This window comes from Micrococcales bacterium, from assembly GCA_009784895.1.
GTDB lineage: Bacteria > Actinomycetota > Actinomycetes > Actinomycetales > WQXJ01 > WQXJ01.
In genome coordinates this window covers 1-22,684 of the sequence record WQXJ01000005.1, presented here as the reverse complement: position 1 = coordinate 22,684, position 22,684 = coordinate 1, and the positions used below count along the sequence as shown (strand labels likewise).

Annotated in this window: 20 protein-coding genes and 1 tRNA gene; 4 read left to right on the top strand and 17 right to left on the bottom strand. The window is 63.0% G+C overall.

Features of this window, described 5'->3' with window-relative positions; genetic code table 11:
- Positions 1 to 46: 46 nt before the first annotated feature.
- The 14 genes from FWD29_01700 to dacB form a co-directional block, all read right to left on the bottom strand.
- Positions 47 to 787: a phosphoglyceromutase gene (locus tag FWD29_01700; GenBank protein MCL2802658.1), complete on the bottom strand. Its 741-nt coding sequence runs from the start codon at positions 785 to 787 to the stop codon at positions 47 to 49.
- 15 nt (positions 788 to 802) lie between these two features.
- On the bottom strand, positions 803 to 1,129 hold the full coding sequence (locus FWD29_01695; GenBank protein MCL2802657.1) for an Lsr2 family protein: 327 nt from the start codon (positions 1,127 to 1,129) through the stop codon (positions 803 to 805).
- A gap of 215 nt (positions 1,130 to 1,344) precedes the next feature.
- Complete coding sequence (gene lysS, locus FWD29_01690) at positions 1,345 to 2,862, bottom strand: lysine--tRNA ligase (protein ID MCL2802656.1); 1,518 nt, start codon at positions 2,860 to 2,862, stop codon at positions 1,345 to 1,347.
- Positions 2,863 to 2,996: 134 nt separating this feature from the next.
- The gene (gene panC, locus FWD29_01685; protein MCL2802655.1) at positions 2,997 to 3,857 is read right to left on the bottom strand and encodes a pantoate--beta-alanine ligase; all 861 of its coding nucleotides are present in this window, start codon (positions 3,855 to 3,857) and stop codon (positions 2,997 to 2,999) included.
- 1 nt (position 3,858) lies between these two features.
- The gene (locus tag FWD29_01680) at positions 3,859 to 4,779 is read right to left on the bottom strand and encodes a DUF2520 domain-containing protein (GenBank protein ID MCL2802654.1); all 921 of its coding nucleotides are present in this window, start codon (positions 4,777 to 4,779) and stop codon (positions 3,859 to 3,861) included.
- 15 nt (positions 4,780 to 4,794) lie between these two features.
- Positions 4,795 to 5,280 carry a DUF3180 domain-containing protein gene (locus tag FWD29_01675; protein ID MCL2802653.1) on the bottom strand — a complete coding sequence of 162 codons (486 nt, stop codon included), beginning with the start codon at positions 5,278 to 5,280 and terminating at the stop codon, positions 4,795 to 4,797.
- Between the two features lie 115 nt (positions 5,281 to 5,395).
- A complete protein-coding gene (folK, locus tag FWD29_01670) occupies positions 5,396 to 7,048 on the bottom strand; it encodes a 2-amino-4-hydroxy-6-hydroxymethyldihydropteridine diphosphokinase (protein ID MCL2802652.1) in 1,653 nt (550 codons plus the stop codon).
- Between the two features lie 83 nt (positions 7,049 to 7,131).
- On the bottom strand, positions 7,132 to 7,989 hold the full coding sequence (gene folP, locus FWD29_01665) for a dihydropteroate synthase (protein ID MCL2802651.1): 858 nt from the start codon (positions 7,987 to 7,989) through the stop codon (positions 7,132 to 7,134).
- Positions 7,989 to 8,573, bottom strand: a complete 585-nt coding sequence (gene folE / locus FWD29_01660) for a GTP cyclohydrolase I FolE (protein MCL2802650.1) — start codon at positions 8,571 to 8,573, stop codon at positions 7,989 to 7,991. Before folE ends, folP begins: the two co-directional genes overlap by 1 nt.
- Positions 8,570 to 10,474, bottom strand: coding sequence for an ATP-dependent zinc metalloprotease FtsH (gene ftsH, locus FWD29_01655; GenBank protein MCL2802649.1), 1,905 nt, complete (start codon positions 10,472 to 10,474; stop codon positions 8,570 to 8,572). The genes folE and ftsH overlap by 4 nt, the downstream gene beginning before the upstream one ends.
- A gap of 86 nt (positions 10,475 to 10,560) precedes the next feature.
- Positions 10,561 to 11,115, bottom strand: coding sequence for a hypoxanthine phosphoribosyltransferase (hpt, locus tag FWD29_01650; GenBank protein MCL2802648.1), 555 nt, complete (start codon positions 11,113 to 11,115; stop codon positions 10,561 to 10,563).
- On the bottom strand, positions 11,102 to 12,124 hold the full coding sequence (gene tilS / locus FWD29_01645; GenBank protein ID MCL2802647.1) for a tRNA lysidine(34) synthetase TilS: 1,023 nt from the start codon (positions 12,122 to 12,124) through the stop codon (positions 11,102 to 11,104). Before tilS ends, hpt begins: the two co-directional genes overlap by 14 nt.
- Positions 12,121 to 13,161: a zinc-dependent metalloprotease gene (locus tag FWD29_01640; protein ID MCL2802646.1), complete on the bottom strand. Its 1,041-nt coding sequence runs from the start codon at positions 13,159 to 13,161 to the stop codon at positions 12,121 to 12,123. Before FWD29_01640 ends, tilS begins: the two co-directional genes overlap by 4 nt.
- Positions 13,162 to 13,238: 77 nt before the next feature.
- Positions 13,239 to 14,639: a D-alanyl-D-alanine carboxypeptidase/D-alanyl-D-alanine-endopeptidase gene (gene dacB, locus FWD29_01635; protein MCL2802645.1), complete on the bottom strand. Its 1,401-nt coding sequence runs from the start codon at positions 14,637 to 14,639 to the stop codon at positions 13,239 to 13,241.
- A 92-nt stretch (positions 14,640 to 14,731) separates the two neighbouring features.
- Here dacB and FWD29_01630 point away from each other — a divergent pair, with 92 nt between their 5' ends.
- Positions 14,732 to 15,307: an inorganic diphosphatase gene (locus FWD29_01630; GenBank protein ID MCL2802644.1), complete on the top strand. Its 576-nt coding sequence runs from the start codon at positions 14,732 to 14,734 to the stop codon at positions 15,305 to 15,307.
- A gap of 55 nt (positions 15,308 to 15,362) precedes the next feature.
- On the opposite strand, the gene FWD29_01625 is transcribed toward FWD29_01630, so the two are convergent.
- A complete protein-coding gene (locus tag FWD29_01625) occupies positions 15,363 to 16,682 on the bottom strand; it encodes an NlpC/P60 family protein (protein ID MCL2802643.1) in 1,320 nt (439 codons plus the stop codon).
- Positions 16,683 to 17,007: 325 nt separating this feature from the next.
- Positions 17,008 to 17,481, bottom strand: a complete 474-nt coding sequence (locus FWD29_01620) for a peroxiredoxin (protein MCL2802642.1) — start codon at positions 17,479 to 17,481, stop codon at positions 17,008 to 17,010.
- 504 nt (positions 17,482 to 17,985) lie between these two features.
- Between FWD29_01620 and FWD29_01615 the strand changes: the two genes are divergently transcribed.
- The 3 genes from FWD29_01615 (at position 17,986) to FWD29_01605 (ending at position 22,175) form a co-directional block, all read left to right on the top strand.
- Complete coding sequence (locus FWD29_01615; protein ID MCL2802641.1) at positions 17,986 to 19,347, top strand: PLP-dependent transferase; 1,362 nt, start codon at positions 17,986 to 17,988, stop codon at positions 19,345 to 19,347.
- Positions 19,347 to 20,603 (top strand): homoserine O-acetyltransferase, encoded by a 1,257-nt coding sequence (locus FWD29_01610; GenBank protein ID MCL2802640.1) that lies wholly within the window; start codon positions 19,347 to 19,349, stop codon positions 20,601 to 20,603. The genes FWD29_01615 and FWD29_01610 overlap by 1 nt, the downstream gene beginning before the upstream one ends.
- 1,401 nt (positions 20,604 to 22,004) lie before the next feature.
- Positions 22,005 to 22,175, top strand: coding sequence for a helix-turn-helix domain-containing protein (locus FWD29_01605; GenBank protein MCL2802639.1), 171 nt, complete (start codon positions 22,005 to 22,007; stop codon positions 22,173 to 22,175).
- A 208-nt stretch (positions 22,176 to 22,383) separates the two neighbouring features.
- Here FWD29_01605 and FWD29_01600 read toward each other — a convergent pair.
- Positions 22,384 to 22,456: transfer RNA gene (locus FWD29_01600), tRNA-Thr, on the bottom strand.
- Positions 22,457 to 22,684: the final 228 nt, after the last annotated feature.

The following is a 22,684-nucleotide window of genomic DNA, read 5'->3' as shown; positions in this document are numbered from 1 at the left end:
GCTCACGAGTCGAGGTGAACTAGCAGGTCAAACCGACCAAAGAGGCCTACTTCTTGCCTTGGTTGGCGACAGCGGCGATCGAGGCGGCGGCCGCTTCTGGGTCAAGGTAGGTGCCGCCCGGATTAGTCGGCTTGAGGTTGGCATCGAGGTGATAGACCAATGGGATTCCGGTGGGAATGTTCAAACCGGCAATGTCCTTGTCGGAAATCCCATCGAGATGCTTGATCAGCGCCCGCAGCGAATTGCCGTGAGCCGCCACCATCACCGTCTTGCCGGCTACCAAATCCGGCACAATCCCGTCCTGCCAGTAAGGCAGAGCCCGGTCCAGTACGTTCTTCAGGGCCTCGGTCAGCACCTCCGGCTCCCCGGCGTAGCGTGGGTCGGCGTCCTGCGAGAACTCCGAGCCGCGCTCGATTGGCGGAGGCGGCGTGTCGTAGCTGCGCCGCCAAATCATGAACTGATCATCGCCGTATTCGTCCCGGATTTGGGTCTTGTCTTTGCCCTGCAGGGCGCCATAGTGGCGCTCGTTTAGCCGCCAGGACCGCCTGACGTCAATCCAGTGGCGATCGGCCGCATCAAGCACCAGGTTGGCCGTCATAATGGCCCGGCGCAATAAGGATGTGTGCAGCACATCCGGCAGGATGTTGTTCTCGACCAGCAGCTCACCGCCGCGCCGAGCTTCGCTGATGCCCTTGTCTGATAATTCAACATCAACCCAACCTGTGAACAGGTTTAAGGCGTTCCACTTGCTCTCGCCGTGGCGCAGGAAAACAATTGTGTAGGTCACTTATATCACCGCTATCTAGCTGTTGGCGGATCGGTAGGCGGCTTGGATTTCGCCTGAGATCCGGCCTCGGTCTGAAACTTTGTAGCCATTGGCCCTGGCCCACTCACGCATCCGAGCGGTCTCGGCGTCAACCGGACGGCGAGTTGCACCTGCCCGGCCGGTCTTGCCGGCAACCTTGCGTCCAGCCTGGATCCACGGAGCCAACGCGGCCCTGAAATCGGCGGCATTTTGCTGGGCTAGATCGATTTCAAAGGTAACTCCATCAAGTCCAAAAGTCACCGTCTCCGTGGCCGTCGAACCGTCAAGGTCGTCGACCAGGAGTACCTGCACGCGTTGCGCCATGAATACAACTCCAATTCGTCATCGATATTTGGGTGGCCGGTTCAGGTTTTCCGGCCCTGAACATTATAGCTGTTGAAAACCAATGATTAGCCCCCGTTTTGGAAATGGCCGATGGCGGGCAGCGGCATGTTTCCGCTGGTAGGGGCCACGTCGAGGGCGGTGGGGCTTTGAACCGAGTGGAGGGAAACAGGTGGAGCAGAGAAGGTAGCGGTAGTTCAGTTCAGGGGTTTCACGATTGGGAACAGAGTTGTCTCTCGAATGCCCAGTCCGGTCAACACCATCATCAGGCGGTCGATGCCCATTCCCATGCCGCCAGCCGGCGGCATTCCGTATTCCATGGCGTCGAGGAAGTCCTGGTCGAGCCGCATGGCCTCAGGGTCGCCGGCCGCGGCCAAAGCCGCCTGGGCCTCGAACCGCTGGCGTTGGATCACCGGGTCGACTAACTCGCTATAGGCGGTAGCCAGTTCGAGACCGCCAATGTACAGATCCCACTTTTCGGCCACACCAGGGGTTGAACGATGCGCCCGCGTCAACGGGGAAGTGTCAATCGGGAAGTCTCGCACAAAGGTCGGCTGGTCCAGTTGATCACCCAGAAGGTGTTCGAACAGGGCCTCAGCCAGCTGGCCGGAGCCGGCGGCCGGTGAGACTTCGACTTCGAGGCGCTGGGCCTTCTTGGCCAATTCTTCGCGGCTGGTGTCCGGTCCAATTGACTCGCCCAAGGCCTGGCTGAGCGAGCCAAAGAAAGAAATCTGGCGCCATTGTTCGCCACCTAGGTCTATTACCCGGCCATCGGTGCTCCAAGTCACAGTGGTCGAGCCGGTCACCGCCACGGCTGCGTCCTGCACAATCTGCCGGGTTAGGGTGGCCATTGTGTCGTAGTCGCCGTAGGCCTCATAGACCTCGATCGAGGTGAACTCTGGGGCGTGGGTTGAATCGGCTCCCTCGTTGCGGAAGATCTTGCCAACCTCGAAAACCTTGTCCAGCCCACCAATCATGGCCCGCTTTAGGAACAGTTCGGTGGCGATACGTAGATACAGGTCGATGCCGTATGCGTTGATGTGGGTGGTGAAGGGCCGGGCCAGGGCACCGCCGTGAACCGTCTGCAACACCGGGGTCTCGATTTCGTCATAACCCAGACCATGCATTGTGCCCCGGACCGAACGGACCAATTGCGAGCGCTGGCGGGCAATGTCCCGGGCGGCTTGGCGCACTATCAGATCAGCCGTCCGGTCACGTATGCGCGATTCGTCCGATAGCTCTGAGTGCAACACTGGCAAGGGCCGCAAGGCTTTGGCCGCCATGGTCCACCTGTCAGCCAATACTGATAACTCGCCTCTTTTGGAGGTGATCACCTGACCGTGTACAAACAGGTGGTCGCCCAGGTCAACCTCGGCTTTGTAACTGGCTAGCGATTCGGCGCCAACCTCGGCTAGGGAGATCATGGCCTGGAGGCGCAAGCCGGCCCCATCTTGCAGCGTGGCGAAGCAGAGCTTGCCAGTGTTGCGCAGATACATCACCCGCCCGGCCAGGCCAACGATCTCACCGGTGTAGGTGCCGGGCTCAAGACCACCGTGCGCGGCCCTCACAGCAGCAATTGAGCTGTCGATTGGCACCGCCGCCGGGTAGGCCTCTTCGCCCCGATCCAAAATGGCTTGGCGTTTGGCCCGCCGCACCTGCTGGTGTTCTGACAGGTCTTGAAGGTCGGATCCACCACTGGGCGGGCTCGAATTCACGCCCACCAGATTAGCGGGGGTCAGGAGGGTGTTGAAAAACACCCTCCGTCGTGTCGCACGCGGTAGCCGTCAAGCGGCTACCCGCGAAGATGCGACCAGATAGCGCTGCTCCTGTTCTGGGCTGCCGGTGAGAATCACCGGTTGCCCAGAGTAATGGGTGCGTTGTCGATTAGCCGGGTCTGTCCAAGCTTCAGAGCAGCGATGATCAGGCCCGGTCCACCGTAGGTGGCGTCAACTTTTTCGAATCCGGCCGGTTCGACTAGTTCGAGATAGTCCAAGGCCATCCCCTGCCCCATCGGGCCAAGGCGCTGCCGAGCGGCCTGAAGTACGGCCGGGGCTGCTTCGCCCCGCCCGGCCGCCTCGACGCCGGCTGCCAAGGCTCGCGGCAGGGCCAGGGCGTTTAGGCGCTGGGCCGGGTCAAGGTACCGGTTGCGGGAAGACATGGCCAGTCCGTCCGCCTCGCGCCGGGTCGGAACGGCCACGATTTTGACACCTAGGTCCAGGTCAGCCACCATCTGCCGGATCAAGGCCAGCTGTTGGGCGTCTTTTTGGCCAAATATGGCCGTTGACGCTCTAGTACGCTGCAACAGCTTCAGTACCACTGTCATGGCGCCGTCGAAATGGGTTGGTCTGGCCGCTCCCTCAAAGACTTGGCCCAGCCGCCCGGTACTGACCGAAACCGCGACCTGGCCCCGGGGATACATCTCCGCCACCGTTGGCGCAAAGACCACCGCCACTCCCCGGCCTTTTAGGGCCGCCAGATCGGCTGCCAAGGGGCGCGGGTAGGTCTCGAAATCTTCACCCGACCCAAACTGTAAGGGATTGACAAAGATCGTTACTACTAGCTGACCGCCCAACTGGGCGGCCCGGTCGACCAAGTCTAAATGGCCTTGGTGCAACGCCCCCATTGTCATCACCACAGTGCGCCGAGAAGAACCCAGGGCCTGGTCCAATTCGGCTTGGGTTTGGGCCAGCAGAGGTTCGCTGCCTGCCACTTCAGTCCAACGCCTGCCCAATAGCCTCGACCGCGGCAGCGTCAATCCGCCCGGCCCGCTCAGCTGCCCGGGCCGTCATCAGGGCCAGCTCCCGGTAGGTCCGAACGGTGTCCAGCGCCGCGCTGGCCCGGTCATCCAGCGCCACCTCGCCGCTAACTAGACCGCCGCGGCTAGCCGCCCAGTTTTCCAAAGCCTGGCGATGAGTCACCAAAGTGGTGACATCGCCTCTAGAGACCGCACCGGATAGTCCGTCGATACCGTGGCGTAAGGCCGCTTCCAGACTGGCCAAAGCCAAGGGTTCAAGCAGGTCGTGCGGATCAGCCCCGGTGATCGTCTGGATCAGTTGCCTGGCCTGGTCTACCAAGGTGACCAGGTGATTGGACAAGTGGGCCAGGGCGGTGTGGTAGAGCGGCCTGTCCGACTCGTGGACCACAAAAGGCCAGCCGCCTAGGGCCTGGACCAAAGCCTCGGCCAACGGCTCTAAGCCCACCGGTGTGGTGATGGCAAAGGGGGCCTGGTGCATTTTGACCACATCGATAGAAGTGCCGGTGAAGGTCATGGCCGGGTGGATGGCCAAGGTGATAGCCCCGGCCCTGGCCGCCGGTGCTAGGGCCGCTAAACCCCTGGCACCAGAGGCGTGGACGACTACCTGGCCCGGCCGCCAGCTTGAGGCCAGTTCTTGGCACAACGGCGTGATGGCGTCATCGGACACCGTCAGCCAGACCAAGGCGGCCTTGTCTACCACCTCGGCCGCCTCAAGCAGCGGCACACCGGGCAGCATGACCTCGGCCCGCTCGCGGGACTCCTCGTCGTAAGCGCTGACGCCAACGACCGGGTAGCCGGCATCGGACAGGGCCCGGCTAATGGGGCCGCCCACCCGGCCCACGCCGATCAGGCCAAAAGCTACCGGTTGTCGTTGCACTTTCTCCCCTTTTCCTCAAGCCGCTTGTGGATGCGAGCCGTCTGGCTGTGTCTCAGGCGGCCCTTCGCTGGGCGGCAGCTGGCAGAACCACTCCGTCAGCCGGCCACCGACTGTTAGCACAATCGCGCCCAGTAAGGCCGCCCCTGCCTGCCAGGCCCACCGCCCGGGCGCCCCGTCGATGACTTTGGCCATTAGGGTGAGCGTGACCGCGCCGTACAAACCACTTAGAGCCGAGCCAGCCAAGGTGCAGGCCTTGCCCAAGGCCACCACCGTGGCAGCCCGCAGGCGGTCAACCTGGCGGCGTTTGCCCTTGACGTATTGCCTGACGGGCCAGGCCAGGAGCACCACTACTACCGCCACTACCACCAGTGCTGCCGGCACGGTCCAGGGCACCTGGGTAAAACGGGCGGCCCGGCTGGCCGTCAGATCGAGGCCGGCCCATGCGACCACACCGCTAACCACCACCGTGACGGCGATAGTGGACCATTTGGTTGGCTGCACAGTTCCCAATCCTAGTTTGACCCCAGTGCCCCAAGTCACTGGTGGGCAACTGGCACCGGCTTACTCGCCCACTAAGAGTGGCGGCCCTTGGGCCGGCCAAGCACACAGAGTCAGCTCAGCTGGCCCAGGCACCCCAGGCGGCGAAGGCGGTCTGGTCACCGGTGCCAAACTGGTTGTAGCCGCCGGTGACAACTTGATCAGTGTTGATCCAATCAGTCGCCAGCCAGCGCACGCCGGCCCGGTCTGGCGCTTTGGCCGCCAGCGCCGCCACCATGCCGCCGTCAACGCCCGGCAAAAATGCCCGTCGATACATATAGGCCCAGGGCAGCAAGACGAAGGCCCGCTGGTGTGCCCTGGGATGCGGCACGGTCAGTTCGTCATCCCCGGCAATCAGGCAGTCGTAAGCGATCAAGTCGAGGTCAAGCGTGCGCGGCCCCCACTCTTGGTGGCGGACACGGCCGTGGGCGTCCTCGATCAGTGCCAGCAACCGGAAAAGCGACCGGGCCGATAGGTCCGTGCGGACATGGACCACGGCGTTGAAAAACTCAGGTTGATCTTCAGCGCCAACCGGGGCGGTGCGGGCCAGCGGCGAGATTCCGACCACCCACAGCCCGTTGAGCGCGCGCAAGGCGTCGATGGCGCTGCGCAGCGTGGCCAAGGCGTCACCAACGTTGGCTCCCAGCGCCACAATCGCGTCGACCGGTTCGCTGGGCCGTTGATCAAGCGAATCAACCAAAGCCCAATCGAAGTTCGCCTGGGCCTGGGTCATGGCTGGAGGTTGGGCTGGGTCTTCGGCCAGAGTCCTGGCCAGGGGTTCGGCCGGCGCCATGGTCGTGGTGTCGACTAGCGATTCGGCCGGTGGTGGCCCAACGGTCACATTTGGCGCCTCGAGAGGTGGCACATCGCTAGGTCCATCTGGTTCGACGGGCTGAGACCAGGTGGAGGGGATTAGAGTCGATGGCTCTGATACGACCTGTTCCGGTGGCACCTGCGGGGTCCAAGGCCCAGGCGGCGCGGCTTGGCCAACAGGCAAATGGGGGTGAAAGGCCAACCACGGTGGCCTAGTGCTGGGCTGATTTGAGGCCTGGGCGGGCTCGGCTTCCCAGCGGCGCCATTTTGAGGAGTACGACCACTTGGCCGGTCGAGTCTCCCAGGTGGCCGTGGCCCGGCTGGGGCGGGCAGGGGCTGGCGCGGTGCCGTCCGGCTGCTGCCCCCAGTTGCCTGTCAAATGCGGCCCGGCCGCAGCTTCCTGGTCTTCAGCGCGGACCAAAGTGGGGGCGGGGCCCGGATCGACTTGGCCTGGCGGTGCTGGCTCGCCTTCGAACAACTGGTAGTCCAAGGCTTCCGGTCCGGGCGGGTCTTCGACTACATGCCGCCCGCGGCGTTGGCGCCTGACCCGCAAGACGACATCGTCAACCGGCACGCCAATTGGCGCCCAAGGCTTGTGCAGCGCGACATCGGCCACCTCGACGGATGGGTTCGTCAAGACCACGCCGGCGATGGCCTGGGCCAGGGTTTCAAGCAGGTTGTAAGGTTTGCCGCCGATGACGCGAGTAACGTCCTGGCAGACCTTGGCGTAGTCAACGCTGTGCTCAATCGAATCGGTCTCGGCCGCGGCAGAAGTGTTCAAATGTAGCGAGACATCAGCTACGAAAGCCTGGCCGCTGGCTCTTTCCTCCGGCAGCAAACCATGGAAGCCACACGCGCTGATACCTTTCAGCTCAAGGACGTCGAGGGGCTCTCCATTCCCACCCCGCAATGGGTGCATGGGCCAATGATCCACCCTAGAGCGACGGTCGTGGTGTTGCGACTCGCCCATCTAGCGAGCTGACCGATTTTTGCGCCGGTGGTTCAGGCCGGGGGCGTGGCCATGGCAGCTGCCATGGCGATGGCCTGACGCGTCAGCGGGACGTTGTGGACCCGCAAGCCCCAAACACCGGCCTTGGTCAACATAGCCGAGATTGTGGCCGTGGCCTGGTCTAGCTGATCCCACTTGGGCCCGGCTTGGGGCTCGAACCCAAGCGGTAGGCGCAAGAAACGCTTACGCGAGGCCCCCACCAGGAGCGGGAGGCCCAGTGCCGCTAACCGGTCCCAGCCGGCCAAGACCTGCCAGTTTGTGTGGCCCACTTTGGCGAAACCCAGACCCGGGTCGAGCACCACGGCCTCGGCCTTGACACCAGCGGCAACTGCCGCCGCCAGGCGGGCGGCCAGTTCGGCGCAAACCTCGCCGGCCGCATCGTTGTAGCGGTCGCAGGCGTCCATTTGTGCTGAAGGCGCCCGCCAGTGTGCCAACACCGAAACCACACCGGTGGCTGCCATGACACCAAACATGGCTGGGTCTGCCAGGCCACCGGAAACGTCGTTGATGACGATGGCGCCGGCCTCGACCGCGGCCGCCGCCACCGCCGCCCGTGTGGTGTCAACCGAGATCGCCGCGCCCTGGCTGGCTAGACGCCTGATTACCGGGATGACCCGACCCAATTCTTCGCTTGGTGCCACCCTGCCGGCGCCCGGCCGGGTCGATTCGCCGCCAATGTCAACCAGGTCAGCGCCCTGGTCCAACATGGCCTGGCAGTGCTCGACCGCCGCTTCGAGGCTGAGGCTCTGGCCGGCATCGGAAAACGAATCTGGCGTGACGTTACATATCCCCATCACCAGCGGACGCTCCAAGGCGGCCAAAGCCCCAGGCAGCGGCGCCGGCCGCAGCATCAAGGCTGGCCCAGGATCAGGCTCATGGCCTCGGCCCGGGTGGCGGCCGAGCGCAGCATGCCGCGCACCGCGCTGGTGACGGTCTTGGCGCCGGGCGCCTTGACGCCGCGCATCGACATGCACAGATGTTCGGCTTCGATCACGGCAATAGCGCCGCGTGCGCCCAGGCACTCCATCACCGAATCAGCCACCTCGCTGGTCAGGCGCTCTTGTACTTGGAGGCGCTTAGCCAGAATGTCGACCAGACGGGCCAGTTTGGACAGCCCAGTGATCCGGCCATCCGGGCCGGGGATGTAGCCAACATGAGCCGAGCCGTGGAAGGGCATCAGGTGGTGTTCGCACATCGAATAGAAGGCAATGTCCTTGACCAGTACAAACTCTTGATGGCCAACGTCGAAAACGGCTTGGAGCTCGGCCCGCGGGTCGCGGCCCAGACCATCGAAGATCTCCCTAGCCGCCCTGGCCACCCGGCCCGGGGTTTGGCGCAGGCCCTCCCTATCAGGATCTTCGCCAATTCCGGTGAGAAGTTCACGCACGGCGGCCTCGACCCGGGCGGCGTCAAACTGCCCGGCCACCTGGTTCACGGAGCTTCCTTAGACCCGCTGGCTTGATCGCCGTGGCGCTCGGTCGGGGTCAGCACCGGGCCGTCGGTTGAAACCGGCCGTTCTTCAGATGACAGCCAGACCGGACGGTGATCGCGTTTGATGATGCCCTCGAAGACAACTGCCAGCTGGCTTTCGTTCAGAGTCTCCTTCTCCAACAGCTCCAGGACCAAACGGTCCAAAACCTGACGGTTTTCCACCAGGATTTGCCAGGCCTCGGTGTGGGCCTGCTCAATTAGCGCCCGGACCTCTGAATCGATCGAAGCCGCCACCGCCTCGGAGTAATCACGCTGGTGACCATAGTCGCGGCCCAGAAAGACCTCGCCTTCACCCTGACCGTAGCGAACCGCCCCCAGCGTGGCGCTCATGCCAAACTCGGTTACCATCTTGCGAGCGGTTTGGGTGGCTTTTTCGATGTCGTTCGAAGCCCCGGTCGTTGGATCGTGGAAAATCATTTCCTCGGCCACGCGCCCGCCCATGGCGTAGGCCAGTTGGTCCAGCAACTCGTTGCGGGTAACCGAATGCTTGTCCTGAGTTGGCATCACCATGGTGTAGCCCAAAGCCCTCCCGCGCGGCAGGATCGTAACCTTGGTCACCGGATCGGTGTTGCGTAGGGCTGTAGCCACGACGGCGTGGCCGCCCTCGTGATAGGCCGTGTTTTTCTTCTCAGCCTCAGTCATGATCATTGAGGAGCGTTGTGGCCCGGCCACCACCCGGTCGATGGCCTCATCGAGGTTGTGGTTCGAAATCTGGGCTTGTCCCACCCGGGCCGTCAGCAAGGCCGCTTCATTGAGCACATTAGCCAGGTCAGCGCCAGTGAAACCTGGCGTTCGCTTGGCCACCAAAGCCAAGTCAACGTCATCGGCCATTGGCTTGCCTTTGGCGTGCACCTCCAAAATGGCCTGCCGGCCTTTCAGATCCGGCGCCCCCACTGTGATTTGCCGGTCAAAGCGGCCTGGCCGCAACAGCGCCGGGTCCAATATGTCCGGCCGGTTGGTCGCCGCGATCAAAATGACGTTGGTGGTGGCGTCGAATCCGTCCATCTCCACTAGCAGTTGGTTCAGAGTCTGTTCGCGTTCATCGTGGCCACCGCCAAGGCCAGCGCCGCGGTGGCGTCCAACGGCGTCGATCTCATCGACAAAAACGATCGCCGGGGCATTGGCTTTGGCCTGTTCAAACAAGTCGCGCACCCGTGAGGCGCCCACGCCAACGAACATCTCAACAAAGTCCGAGCCGGAAATCGAGTAGAACGGCACCTGGGCCTCGCCGGCCACAGCCCGGGCCAGCAAGGTCTTGCCGGTTCCTGGTGGACCGTAAAGCAGCACACCCCGCGGGATTTTGGCGCCAACAGCCTGGAATTTGGCCGGCTCAGCCAGAAACTCCTTGATTTCCTCAAGTTCCTCGACCGCCTCGTTGACACCGGCCACATCAGCGAAAGTGACCTTGGGTGACTCTTTCGAAACCAGTTTGGCCTTCGACTTGCCAAAGCCCATAACGCCGCGTGAGCCGCCTCCTTGCATCTGGCTCATGACAAACCAGAACAGGCCCAGGATTAGCAGCAGCGGCACCATCGTCATTAGTAGAGAGCCCCACCACGACTGCGATGGCACCTCAGAATTGAAACCGCCTTTTGGATCAGCCTTGGCCACTGCTGCCACCACGTCTGGACCTTGGGGCACAACGTAGAAGAACTCAACCACCTTGCCCTTGTCCTTGAAGTCCTTGTCCAGCTTCATTTCGACCCGCTGCTCGCCGTCGACCACCTTGACCGAGGCGACATTGCCACTGGCCAGCAGCGCGAGCCCATCTGAGGTGTCGATTTTGGACGGTGACGGTGCCAGCATTGACCGGGCGACCAGCCAAACCATCAGCATCATGACCATGATCCAAAGCCAAGGCGCGCGCCAAACTGTGCGCGCCGTTGGCTTCTTCAGAGGATGCTGCTTCTTTTCTTCGCTCACTCAGTCGCTCAGTTTTCGTAGACGTGATTGGCCAGGGTCCCTACGAACCCCAGATTCCGGAACATTTCGGCGTAGTCCAGGCCGTATCCCACCACGAATTCGTCCGGGATGTCGAACCCGACGTACTTGATTTGCAGGTTGATCTGGGCCGCCGCCGGTTTGCGCAGCAAAGCCGCCACCTCGACTGTGGCCGCGCCGCGCGAACGCAGATTGGCCGTCAACCAAGACAGCGTCAACCCCGAATCGACAATGTCCTCAACCACCAACACATGACGTCCATGCACGTCGGCGTCCAAATCCTTCAAGATGCGGACCACACCGGAACTCTTGGTGCCAGAGCCATACGAGGACACCGCCATCCAGTCCATGGTCACCTCGGTGTGAAGCCGGCGAGACAAATCGGCCATCACCATGACCGCCCCTTTGAGCACCCCCACCAGCAGAACCTCACGCCCGGCGTAATCGGTGTCGATTTGCTTGGCCAGGTCATCTAGCCGGGCGGCGATCTCCGTCTCACTTAGCAGGATCTTGGCCAGTTTGTTACCCATGTCACCGCGATCCACTTGGAATCTCCTTCACCGCTTGGGCCACCGCCGTTTCCAAGACCACAAGCTTGCCACACTCGCGGCCAACCTTGACGCCTCCGGGCAGTGCTACCGCCCCCTGGCCGTGCCAGGCCGTGGTCAAGGCGTCGAGGGCCTTGACGTGGGCGGCACTGAGGGCGGCTGGGTCGGCGCCCCATTCGAGCGCCATTTGTTTGATCGCCCGATGCCGTAAAGCTGGCTTGGCCTGCGACAGCACTTTGGCGTCAACTTGCCCGCCGCTGGTCACCCGGGTTAGGAGCTGGGCCGCGGCAGAGTCAAGATAGTCAAGATCCTGGCGCACCTGGCCGGCCGTACGAGCCAAGGCGGCCGCCACGCCGCCACCAAGGGCGTCTTCGAGCTGGGGCAGGATGTGCTGGCGCAGCAGGACTCTGGCCGAATAGCCCGGCCCGCCCAGCTGGTTCATCGGGTCTTGCCAAGGCTGGAGATCTAGCGCCCGGCAGGCCCGTTCGGTCTGTTGGCGGGTGATGCCAAGCAGCGGCCGGATGAAAGGGCCCCTGGCGGCGGGCATGCCGGCCAGGGCAGTTAGGCCCGATCCACGGCCCAGGGCTAGTAGGACTGTTTCAGCCTGGTCGTCGAGGCTGTGGCCCAATAGCACCGCAGCCGCCTGGTGGGCCGCGGCCGTCGCCTCTAAGGCCTGATACCGCTGGTCACGGGCTTCCGCCTCAACATTGGCTGGGCCCTTGAGTTGAACCTTGACCACCTCCACCGGAGCCAAACCGATGGCCCGGCAAGCCTGTGCGGCCTGGTTGGCGACGTCATCGGACTTGGCCTGCAAGCCATGGTCAACCACCACGGCGCCAGCTTTGAGCTCAAGGCGGGGGGCAACAAAGCCGGTGGCGGCGGCCAAGGCCAACGAATCGGTGCCACCCGAACAGGCCACTAGCACGGTGCTGCCAACCGGCAGGCCGGCGAGCGATTGTCGCACCGCCAGGCGGATGGCCGCCACCGCCGGATCGGGTCCGGTCATGTGGCTTTGGCCACCCTTTGGCACCAAGCAGCCGGATCATCTAATTCGGTGGTGGTTGGCATGGCGTCCGGACCGGACCAAACCAGATTCAAACCCTCGTGGCCAACCTCTGACAAGACGCCGCGAACAAAGTCGGCGCCTTGGACGTATTGGGCGGTTTTGGCTTCAATGCCAATCAGGCGCCGGGCGGCCCGGTCGAGGCGGCCGCCGGCCACGCGCCTGGCATCAAAGCGGTGTCGCATCTGGTCTACCGATCGCACCACTTTGGGCCCAACCGAGTCCATGATGACATCAGCATGGCCCTCAAGTAGCGACATAACGGCTGTGACCTCTTGGAAAATGTAGGCCTGGGCCGGGCTGAGTAGGCCAACCATCTTTGGTGGCACATCAGTTTTGTCAGCGAATAGGTCCGGTAGCTGACGCGCCGCCCGGGTCAGGCGTTTGATCGCGCCCGGCTGGTCGTCGATGGCGACAAGCTCGGCCAGGCGGTCGCTAATCCAGTCCGGTAGCCAGGGCGCGGCAGCGATCTGGGCGGCGTGGGTCAGCTCGTGCAAGGAAATCCAAAGGTGGAAATCGCGCGGGTTGGCTCGAACCAAACACTCGAAACGATAAACGTTAGGGGCAACCAATAGGACCCTGCCTTTGGCACCGTTGGGGCCCTGATGGAATGGGTCGTACTGGCCCAAGACCCGGGCAGAAAGTAGGGCCAAAGCGCTGCCCAGCTGGACACCGGCGCCGTATTTGGCCAGCCAGGACAGCTCCTGGTCGGCTAGGGCGACATTGACCACTGATTCGGCCAACTGAACGTTGGCCCGGACAAAACCGCGCCGGTCAATCACCATTACCGGCACATTGGCGGCGGCTTCGCAAGCCTGATCCAGGCCGGTGATTTCCGCGACCGAACCAAGTGCGGCGGCCGAGGCCCGGTGTAGGTCTGCCACCAAGTGGGCGGCTTCATCTTGGGCTATGGCCGGTCCGGGCCTGACCAAACGGGTACCGAGGGCGACCGCGACTGCATAATTGATGGCCAAATCCACGCTTTCAACCCTAACGCTCGGCCATCGTCCCGGCCAAGGTGAGGGGGCAAGTGCGACCAGGGCGGGCCAAAGGGCCGCTATCCCCCCAGGGCCGCCAAACCAGAGGTGAATTGGTCAATTGAGTCGCGCACCAGACCATAAGGGACTTGGGAGGTTTGGTCGGCCATCAGCACGAAAGCCAATTCGCGACCCTGGGCGGTCTGGACAATTCCGGCTAGTGCGGCCACACCTGTGAGGGTGCCGGTTTTGGCTCTGACGTTGCCAGCCCCCGGGGCCTCTGTCAGCCGTCCGGCCAGGGTGCCCTCTAGGCCGGCCACGGCCAGTCCTCTCAAGACGCCGATTAGTTCAGCTGACCCTTCAAGGTCAGCCGGTTTGGCCACCGCGGCCAGCAGTTCAGCCAAGGTGGCCGGTGGTACGCGCGAGCCCGGCGACAGCCCGGAGGCGTCCATCACCACCAGCGCGGTGGTTGGCAGGCCAAGTTCGCCAACCACCTGGACAATGGCCTGCCCGGCGCCTTCGAACGAACCGGGCAAACCCAGCTCAACGGCCGTGACACGGCCCAGGGCCTCGGCTAAGACGTTGTCGGAATGCTCCAGCATGTAGGCCACCAGCTGGCCAATTGGAGCTGATTCGACCCTGGCGATGACTTGGGCGCCGCCGGAGGTCTGGCCCCGTGTGACTGGCCCAGCGACCTCGAAGGTGGGCAAGGCCAATTGGTCGTCTTGGCCGGCTTGACCTAGCAGGGCGGCGAATTGCTGGGCGGCGGCCAAGGCCGAATCGATCGAGTAGCTGGTGTCATCAAACCCGGCGCCGTCGTGGCCGCCGTTGATGGCCATTGCCGTAATGGGGCCGGCCCAGGGGGCCCCGGGCCACCAACCCCAGTCAGGTAAAGTGGTCGGTCCAGTGAAAATCGTGTCGTCGAGTATGACCGCGACTTCGCCTGCACCGCGCGATCTGAGATTGACGGCGGCTTCGGTGGCCAGTTCGGCCAAGCCGGCCCGGCCCATGATCTCCCCCACCTGGCCTTGATCCGGGCTCAGGGTGACATCACCGCCGGCTCTAAGGTAGACCGTGGCCTGCCCTTGATCGACGACCGAAAGTAGCACTTCGGTCGCCAGCGTGGCCTGAGAACCAAAGGTGTCGAGAGCGGCCGTGGCGGTCAGGATTTTCATGGTCGATGCCGGTATGTGGCCCTGGTTGGCATCGACCTGGTAGATGGCCTCGCCAGTGACCAGATCGAACACCGCCAGGCCCAACGCGGCGCCGGTCCGCTCCGGTGTCAACAGACTCGAGGCCAGCCCTTGGACCTGGTCAGTGGTCGCAATGGGCGCCTCTAAGTCCAGCGGCTGGGCAACCGGTTCCGGCTGATAGAGCATTGGTCCTGGTGAGGCGGCCGAAGTGGCGTCCGTCTGCAACCAGCCGAACAGGGTGAGCGCGGCCACGACCACCCCGACCTGGATGATTCGGCGGACCTTCACAATCACTAGCTTGACAGGTATTTCCTGAGGCGGATGGCCCGGTCCGGACTAGTGTTGGATACACACACTCACCCAAGCCAGGGAGACGCAAGATGGCAGCGCCAAAAAAAACGTACACCCCACTACTTAAGACCGTGCGCGGTGAGACCCCCGCCGGTCAACCGCTTGAGTTTGATGTCACCATCGAAATCCCCAAGGGTTCCCGCAATAAGTATGAGATTGACCACGTCAGCGGTCGCATTCGCCTCGACCGGATGCTCTTCACCGCCACTCGTTATCCGGACGACTACGGCTACATCGACGGCACCTTGGGCGAGGACGGCGACCCGCTCGACGCTTTGGTGCTGCTAGATGAACCGACCTTCCCTGGCTGTCTGATCCGTTGCCGGACCCTTGGTATGTTCCGCATGCGCGACGAGGCCGGCGGCGACGACAAACTTGTTTGTGTGCCAGCCGGCGATACACGCGCCTCATGGCGGCAGGACATCGATGACATCAGCGAGTTCCACCGCCTTGAAGTCCAGCACTTCTTTGAGATCTACAAGGACCTTGAACCGGGTAAGTCCGTTGAGGGTTCTCACTGGACCGACCGGGCCGGCGCCGAGGCCGAGGTTCATCGTTCCTACGAGCGCCTCAAGGCCGCAGAGGCAGCTGGCACCGCTCACTGACCAGTTGTCTGACCGCGGGTATCACCTGCGGCTGGGGTTTTGGGCTCAAGGCCGGTTAGTAGCGGCCTGCCCAGGTGACAGTACCGGCCCAGCGGATCGGTATTTCGCGCACTAGCTGTCCGGAACTGGGCGCCTCAATCATGTTGCCGCCGCCGGAGTAGATCGCCACATGGTGGATTGGGCTACCCCAGAAGATCAGGTCCCCCGGCCGCATGGCGCTGTATGACACTTTGGTAGCGGCGTAGTACTGGTCGGCTGCCACCCTGGGAATCGATTTGCCGCCGCCGTTGCGCCAGGCCATCATGGCCAGTCCCGAGCAGTCAAAGCTGTATGGGCCGGTGCCGCCCCAGCCATAGGGTTTGCCGATTTGTTGGCGCGCCCAGGCCACCGCCGCAGCTGCAGCCGCATCTGAGGCCACCCCAGAGCCACCGCCACCGCCGCCGGAGCCACCGCCGCCGCCGCCACCACCGGAGCCACCACCACCGCCGGAGCCGCCGCCACCACCGGAGCCACCACCACCGCCGGAGCCACCACCGCCACCGGAGCCACCGCCACCACCACCGGGCGGCGAAGGTGGCGGTCTAAGCGCGGCCCGTTCTTCACGTTCGCGTGCCTCTTGAGCTCGTCTGTTGGCCTCTTCAATGCGTCGCTGTTCGGCTTTCCGTTCGGCCTGGACAGTCGAGTTCTTCTTCTCAGCCAAGACCTCGATTAGACGGGTGTGCTCCACTTCAGCTGCGGTCAGGGCCTCGGCGGCGTCTAGCGCCGCCTGATGGGCAACCGCGGCCTTTTTGCTTTCTTCCTTGGCCTTTTCGGCCCGCAGCTCCTCGGCCTGCTCGGCCCTGAGGGCAGCGGACGAGGCGCTTTGCTCAGCCACCTCCAGGCGGGATTTGGCCCGGCCAGCCTGGGTGCCTACCAGAGACAGCATGGCGCTGCGGTCAATTGCCTCAACGAAACCGTCCTTGGCCAAGAACGGCTCCATTGGACCCAGCCCGGCCTGGGATTGACTCGACGCCACAGCCACTCGCGCCAGGGCGCCGCGCGCCTGAGCTAAAGCCTCTTGGGCCTCTTCAGAGTCGGTCTTGGCCTTTTCGGCGGCCTCGGTCGCCAGTTCGAGGTCCTCTTTGGCCTTGTTGTAGGCCTCAGCTGCGAGGCCGGCAGCAGCTTGTTTCAGGGCTGTGTCTTCCCTGAGGGAGTCCAGCATTGCCTCGATCTGGGCCACGGAGGCGGCGGCCAGTTGTTCTTGGCGACGTGCCTCAACCACAGCTGGATCTGAGTCATTTGGGTCAGCCAACGCCGGCAGGCCCACCGCCGTCAGGCTTAGCCCCAGGCCAAGCGCAAGGCCCAAACGGGTACCTCGCGAGGTTAGGCGACGCATAGATCTCCTTGCCTGTCAGCCCAAAAATGGCTGCCCAGATCGAACGAACCCGTTAACAATAAACCCATGTCCCACAAATTCAACACTAACAACATCGTTAACGCCCAATTCGGCGACACCATCAACCATTGGAGAGGTTGTGCGCACCTGGCCACATGGCAAGTTGTGCCGATGCTCGACTTCGCGACAAAAGGGTTATGCCAAAGCTCAACCTCACGACAAGAGGGTTATGCCAAAGCTCGACCTCGCGACAAGAGGGTTATGCGAGGGCTCGACCTCGCTGCAAGAGAGCTGATCAGGGGTCGGCCTATGGGTAGGCTCGACCTCAGGGCCAGGCGACCCCTAGCTTCTCGGCTAAGCGGGCGACCGAACCGGGGGCCTTGACCGAGTATTCGACCAAAGCCAGCTTTGAATCGGCCTCGACTACGAAGAAGGACCGAATGGTCGAAATCACCTTGCGGCCAAACAACTCGTGTTCGCCCCAGGCGCCGTAGGCCTCGAGCACGGCGTGGTCAGGGTCAGACAGCAAAGTGAAATCGAGGTTGAGGTCTTCGGCGAACCGGCCCAGGGCCGCGGGTTGATCTGGCGAAATCCCGATGATGGCGTAGCCCGCTGCTTCGAAGGCGTCACTGGCATCACGGAAATCGTTTGCCTGCATGGCGCAGCCTGGAGTGCCGGCCTTGGGATAGGAATAGAGAACAAACCGGCGACCGGTAAAGTCCGCCAGTGACAGATTGGGGCCTTCGCTAGTTGCAAGATCGAAATCTGGCGCCGCGTCGCCAACTGACAAAGTTGTCATTGTCGCCTCCCTTGGGCTGGCCTTGGTCACTATGATCACGGGCCGGCTGGCCCGTTACTTGAGTGAACTGGCTATCGAAACCAGCTCACCACCACCAAACTGTGCTTGTCTGCCGCGTCTCCTTAGGTCAGCGGTCTGCCGACCGAGGCCAACGCGACCGGAACCTGGCTATCACCGGGTTCCTGGCTGGCTCGTGGCCAGGTGTGCCACAACTTTACCTCTCCTATTGCCAAGGCTAGGTCAACGCCAGGGCGAGGGCCGGCATCGGACACAAAACTGTCTCGACATGCGGACGTCCTGGCGTCTCCCGGCCAGGCATGGTCTAGGGTTGGGTCCATGTTGAGCCGTCGAATGTGCCGCTAACCCCATAGCGCGCGTTCTCGACTGCCCGTTTTCTCCAAAACCTCTGTAGCTTTGCTGCCGCGTGGCCAAGACTAACCAGCCACCGAGGGGCGTGCGCCCAGTCAAATAAGCCTTCAAGCGCACCCCCAAGGAGCCAGCACAATGTCACAGTCTCAGGCCCAACAATGGTCTTTCGAAACCCGCCAAATCCACGCCGGCCAGGCGCCGGATCAAACCACCGGCTCTAGGGCCTTGCCGATCTTTCAAACCACCGCGTTTGTATTTGATTCGGCCCACCAGGCGGCCAGTCGGTTCGCCTTGGATGAGCTGGGCCCCATCTATGCCAGGCTGACCAATCCCACCCAAGAGGTGGTGGAGCAGCGCGTGGCCTCGCTGGAAGGCGGCGTTGGCGCCCTGCTGACGGCCTCTGGAGCTAGCGCTATTGCCATGGCTCTGCAGAACCTGGCCGGAAGTGGCGACCACATTGTGGCCAGCCCCTCGCTTTACGGCGGCACCTACTCGCTGCTAGCCAACACCCTGCCCCGCTACGGCATCACCACCACCTTTGTGGCCAACCCAACCGATCCGGCGGCTTGGCACGCCGCCGTGCAGCCAAACACGAAGGCCTTTTTTGGCGAGGCAATTCCCAATCCAAGGACCGACATCTTCGACATTGAGACCGTGGCAACGGTGGCCCATGATCATCAATTGCCGTTGATCATTGACAACACCACCGCCACGCCGTACTTGATCAGGCCGTTTGAATGGGGCGCTGACGTGGTGGTTCATTCGGCTACCAAGTTCTTGGGCGGGCACGGCACGGCGCTGGGCGGGGTGATTGTCGACTCCGGTCGTTTCGACTACGCGGCAGCTGGGGCAGGCAAATACCCAGGTTTCACCGAACCCGATCCGGCCTACAACGGGCTGGTTTTTGGCCAGAAGTTTGGCCCGGGCGGCGACTTTGGCGCCAATTTGAGTTACATCCTCAAAGCCCGGACCCAGCTGCTGCGTGACTTGGGTCCGGCCATCTCGCCGTTCAACGCCTTCCTGATAGCGCAGGGCATCGAGACCCTGTCCCTGCGAATTGAGCGGCATGTGGCCAACGCCCTGGCCGTGGCCCAGTGGCTCGAAGCCCGGACGGACGTGCTGGGCGTCAACTACGCCGGCCTGCCGTCCAGTCCCTACCACCATTTGGCCCAGAAATACTGTCCCAAGGGTGCCGGCGCGGTGTTCAGTTTCGAACTGGACGGCGGCGCCGAGGTTGGCAAGGCCTTTGTCGAAGCCCTCCACCTGCATTCTCACGTGGCCAACATTGGCGATGTCCGCTCACTGGTAATCCATCCGGCCTCAACCACCCATGCGCAACTCTCTCCCGCCGAACAGCAGCTCTCAGCCGTCACTCCCGGACTGGTCAGGCTGTCGGTGGGCCTAGAGGGACTAGGAGACATTCTTGCCGACCTGGAATTGGGTTTCGAAGCCGCGGCCCGGGTGCGGGCCGGCCTTGCGTCGAAAGGATCAGAATAGTGAGTGGCGAAGATGGTGTTGGCTTGGGGCCGGCCAGTGGGCCAGCGAGTGGGCCGATGCCGCAGGCGGGCCTGGAGCCGAACCCGGCAGTCGCGCCGGAGCCTGGTTTCGAGGGCCTTTCGCCCAAGCCCGGCCAGGCCGTGCCGGCAACTGGCGCCTGGCAGCCCGGCGATCCGGTGGGCCAAAGGCAGTTCGCTGACTTAGGCCGTTTTGAGCCCGAGCGTGGCGGCAGTCTCGATGTCACGGTGGCCTTTGAGACTTGGGGCAATTTGAACCAGGAAAAGACCAACGCCGTGCTGGTGTTGCACGCCTTGACCGGCGATTCCCACATTCGCGGCCCGGCCGGGCCGGGCCATCCCACTGCCGGGTGGTGGACCGGCCTGATTGGCCCCGGCGCACCAGTCGACACCGACCGCTATTTCGTAGTGGCCCCCAATACCCTGGGCGGTTGTCAGGGCACCACCGGGCCGGCCTCCTTGGCCCCTGACGGCCGTCCATGGGCAGCCCGCTTCCCTTACATCACCATCCGAGACCAGGTCGCAGTGGAAATGGCCTTGGCAGATCATCTGGGCATCAATCGCTGGGCGCTGGTGGTTGGCGGGTCGATGGGCGGCATGAGAGTCCTCGAATGGGCGGTCAGCGCCCCGGACAGGGTGGCCAAGATCGTTCCTATAGCCACCACGGCCCGGTCCTCGGCTGACCAAATCGCCTGGGCACACGCCCAGATCGCGGCCATTCGCAATGACCGCTTCTATCTGGACGGCGACTACTACGACCAACCAGACGGGGACGGCCCCCACATTGGACTAGGCATTGCCCGGCAGATCGCCCACACCACCTACCGCTCGGCTGCCGAACTCGACGCCCGCTTTGGCCAAGACGCCCAGGGTGGCGAACAGCCTCTGGGCGGTGGCGGTCGCTACGCCGTCCAGTCTTATTTGGAGTACCAGGCCGCCAAATTGGCGCTGCGTTTTGACGCCAATTCATATATTCGCCTCACCGAATCGATCCTGTCGCACGATGTGGGCCGTGATCGCGGTGGCGTCGAGGCGGCGCTAGGTCAGGTCACAGCTGAGGCGCTGGTGTTGGCGGTCGATTCTGACCGGTTGTACCTGCCGGGCGAATCGGCCACCGTGGCCAAGCACATCCCGAAAGCCTTGCCGCTGTTCACGGTGCGCTCGGACTATGGCCACGACGGTTTCTTGATCGAGTTTGCCCAGCTGGCGCCGCTCTTCAAGCTGTTCGTCGAGGGGTAGGCGGCAGTCTGCGCCGTCATTGGGCGCAGGAAAGACCCGATTTGACGCGGTCTGGCCGCCTCCCATGCCGAACACGGCCAGCGCTGTCACTGTCGCCGGTTCATCGTCCATGGCTTAGCATCGAAACAGGTCGCCCGGCCGCGACTTAGCATCGAAACAGGCTGACCGGCCGCGACTTAGCATCGAAACAGGCTGACCGGCCGCGACTTAGCATCGAAACAGGCTGACCGTCCGTGACTTAGCATCGAAACAGGCTGACCGGCCGTGACCTAGCATCAAAACAGGCTGACCGTCCGTGACCTAGCATCAAAACAGGCTGACCGGCCGTGACCTAGCATCAAAACAGGCTGGCCGTCCGTGACCTAGCATCAAAACAGGCTGACCGGCCGTGACCTAGCACCAAAACAGGCTGACTGTCCGTGACTTAGCATCGAAACAGGCTGACCGGCCGTGACCTAGCATCAAAACAGGCTGACCGTCCGTGACCTAGCACCAAAACAGGTCGGGGCTCTGGGGTCGTGGCCGTGACCAGGCCAGACACGTTGCCTCCAGAATTCGGACCTGCGTTGGTGCTAGGTCGTGGCCCCTTGACCTGCGTTGGTGCTAAGTCGTGGCGGCTTGACCTGCGTTGGTGCTAGGTCGTGGCCCCTCGACCTGCTTTGATGCCAAGTTAGTTAGGCCCGGAGCGACCGCCCGGTGGTGCTGCGGCTTGGCCCTTGGCCGCCGACGTCAGTGGCGTCAAGAATGCGGCCAGAAGGGGGTTCCGGCGGCCACCGGCAAAATGGGGAAACACTCACACACCACCCCGAGCGGCTCGACCCAACGGCGGCTCTGGACCAAGTACCAAAGGGTGTGACCAGGGCGAGCACGGCGAGCCGCCGCCGGCAAAGCGCCCTTCCCAAAGTGGCCTCATCCACTGTTGAACAGGATGTGAGCGTTGGCCCTTGCTCCTACTCCTGCGCGCACCGACGTATCGACACACTTTGGCTGCTCCGCCTGGCCGTTACTCATCGCATTTGACAACGTCGCGCGGCTTGATGTCCTGGGCCGTAATCCACGCGAGCGTCAGAGTGAGACCTCGGCAGTCCCGGTGGGAACATGGCTGTTGACAAACCTTGTATGTGAGCATCTTGGACAGCGCATAGCCTTTGCCACGATCAAAGTGATACCGAATGTGACAATGTGCAGCAGCCAAATCCAGCTTGCGCGCCCTGCGCCTCTTACGCCCGGAGCGCATTTGACGCATCCGATGCACGGTTGGTAAGCGAATACAGGCATTTGGGACTCCCCGCGTCGATGTGACTCATAGTCCGTAGACTTATCGTCAGCCTATACGTAACCGTGGGGCTTGTGCCAGGTCCATCTCCTCACCGCGCCGCGTTCGGCGCTCGCCTGCGGGCGTTGCGTGCAGTCCAGGGGCTGAGCCAGGAACAATTCGCCCATACAGCCGGCCTAGACCGCACCTATGTCTCTGGAGTTGAGCGAGGTATCCGCAATCCGACACTTGACGTGATCCACCGGCTCGCGGCCGCTCTGGGCGTCGACCCAGGCGAGCTATTTGTCAACAGCTAACCCTGGCCAAGATGCTTTCCCTACAGTGCGGGCGTTCGCGGGCACAGAACGACACCGGCAGAGGAAAACCGCGGATGCCACACCCCTGGTTGGTCTACCCGGTTCAGGTGAGCCAAAGCCATGCCTTAGACGCATGATAGGCGCACGCCAGCACTGAGCGGAGAAAGGGCCGGGCTAGGCCTGGCCCTCTGATCTGGCCTTACATGGGAGCCGCCTTGGGGAATCGAACCCCAGACCTATTCATTACGAGTGAATCGCTCTGCCGACTGAGCTAAGGCGGCCTGTCGCCAACGCGGCTGGTGACAGCGCGTTCCACCCTAGCGCAGGCCCGCAGGTCGTTCTAGTTGAGCCCAGCTCCCATCTTTCAGGTTGGTTTGAGGGGTTTCAGGCTGGTGGCCTCGGTGTATACCGGGTTTCGGGAAGGCGGGTCGTGTCGCTAGCGGATGTTTGTGTTGATCAGGTTGGTATGCCAGGTCCTCAACTGGGTTAGCGTGGCCCACTGCTGGTCT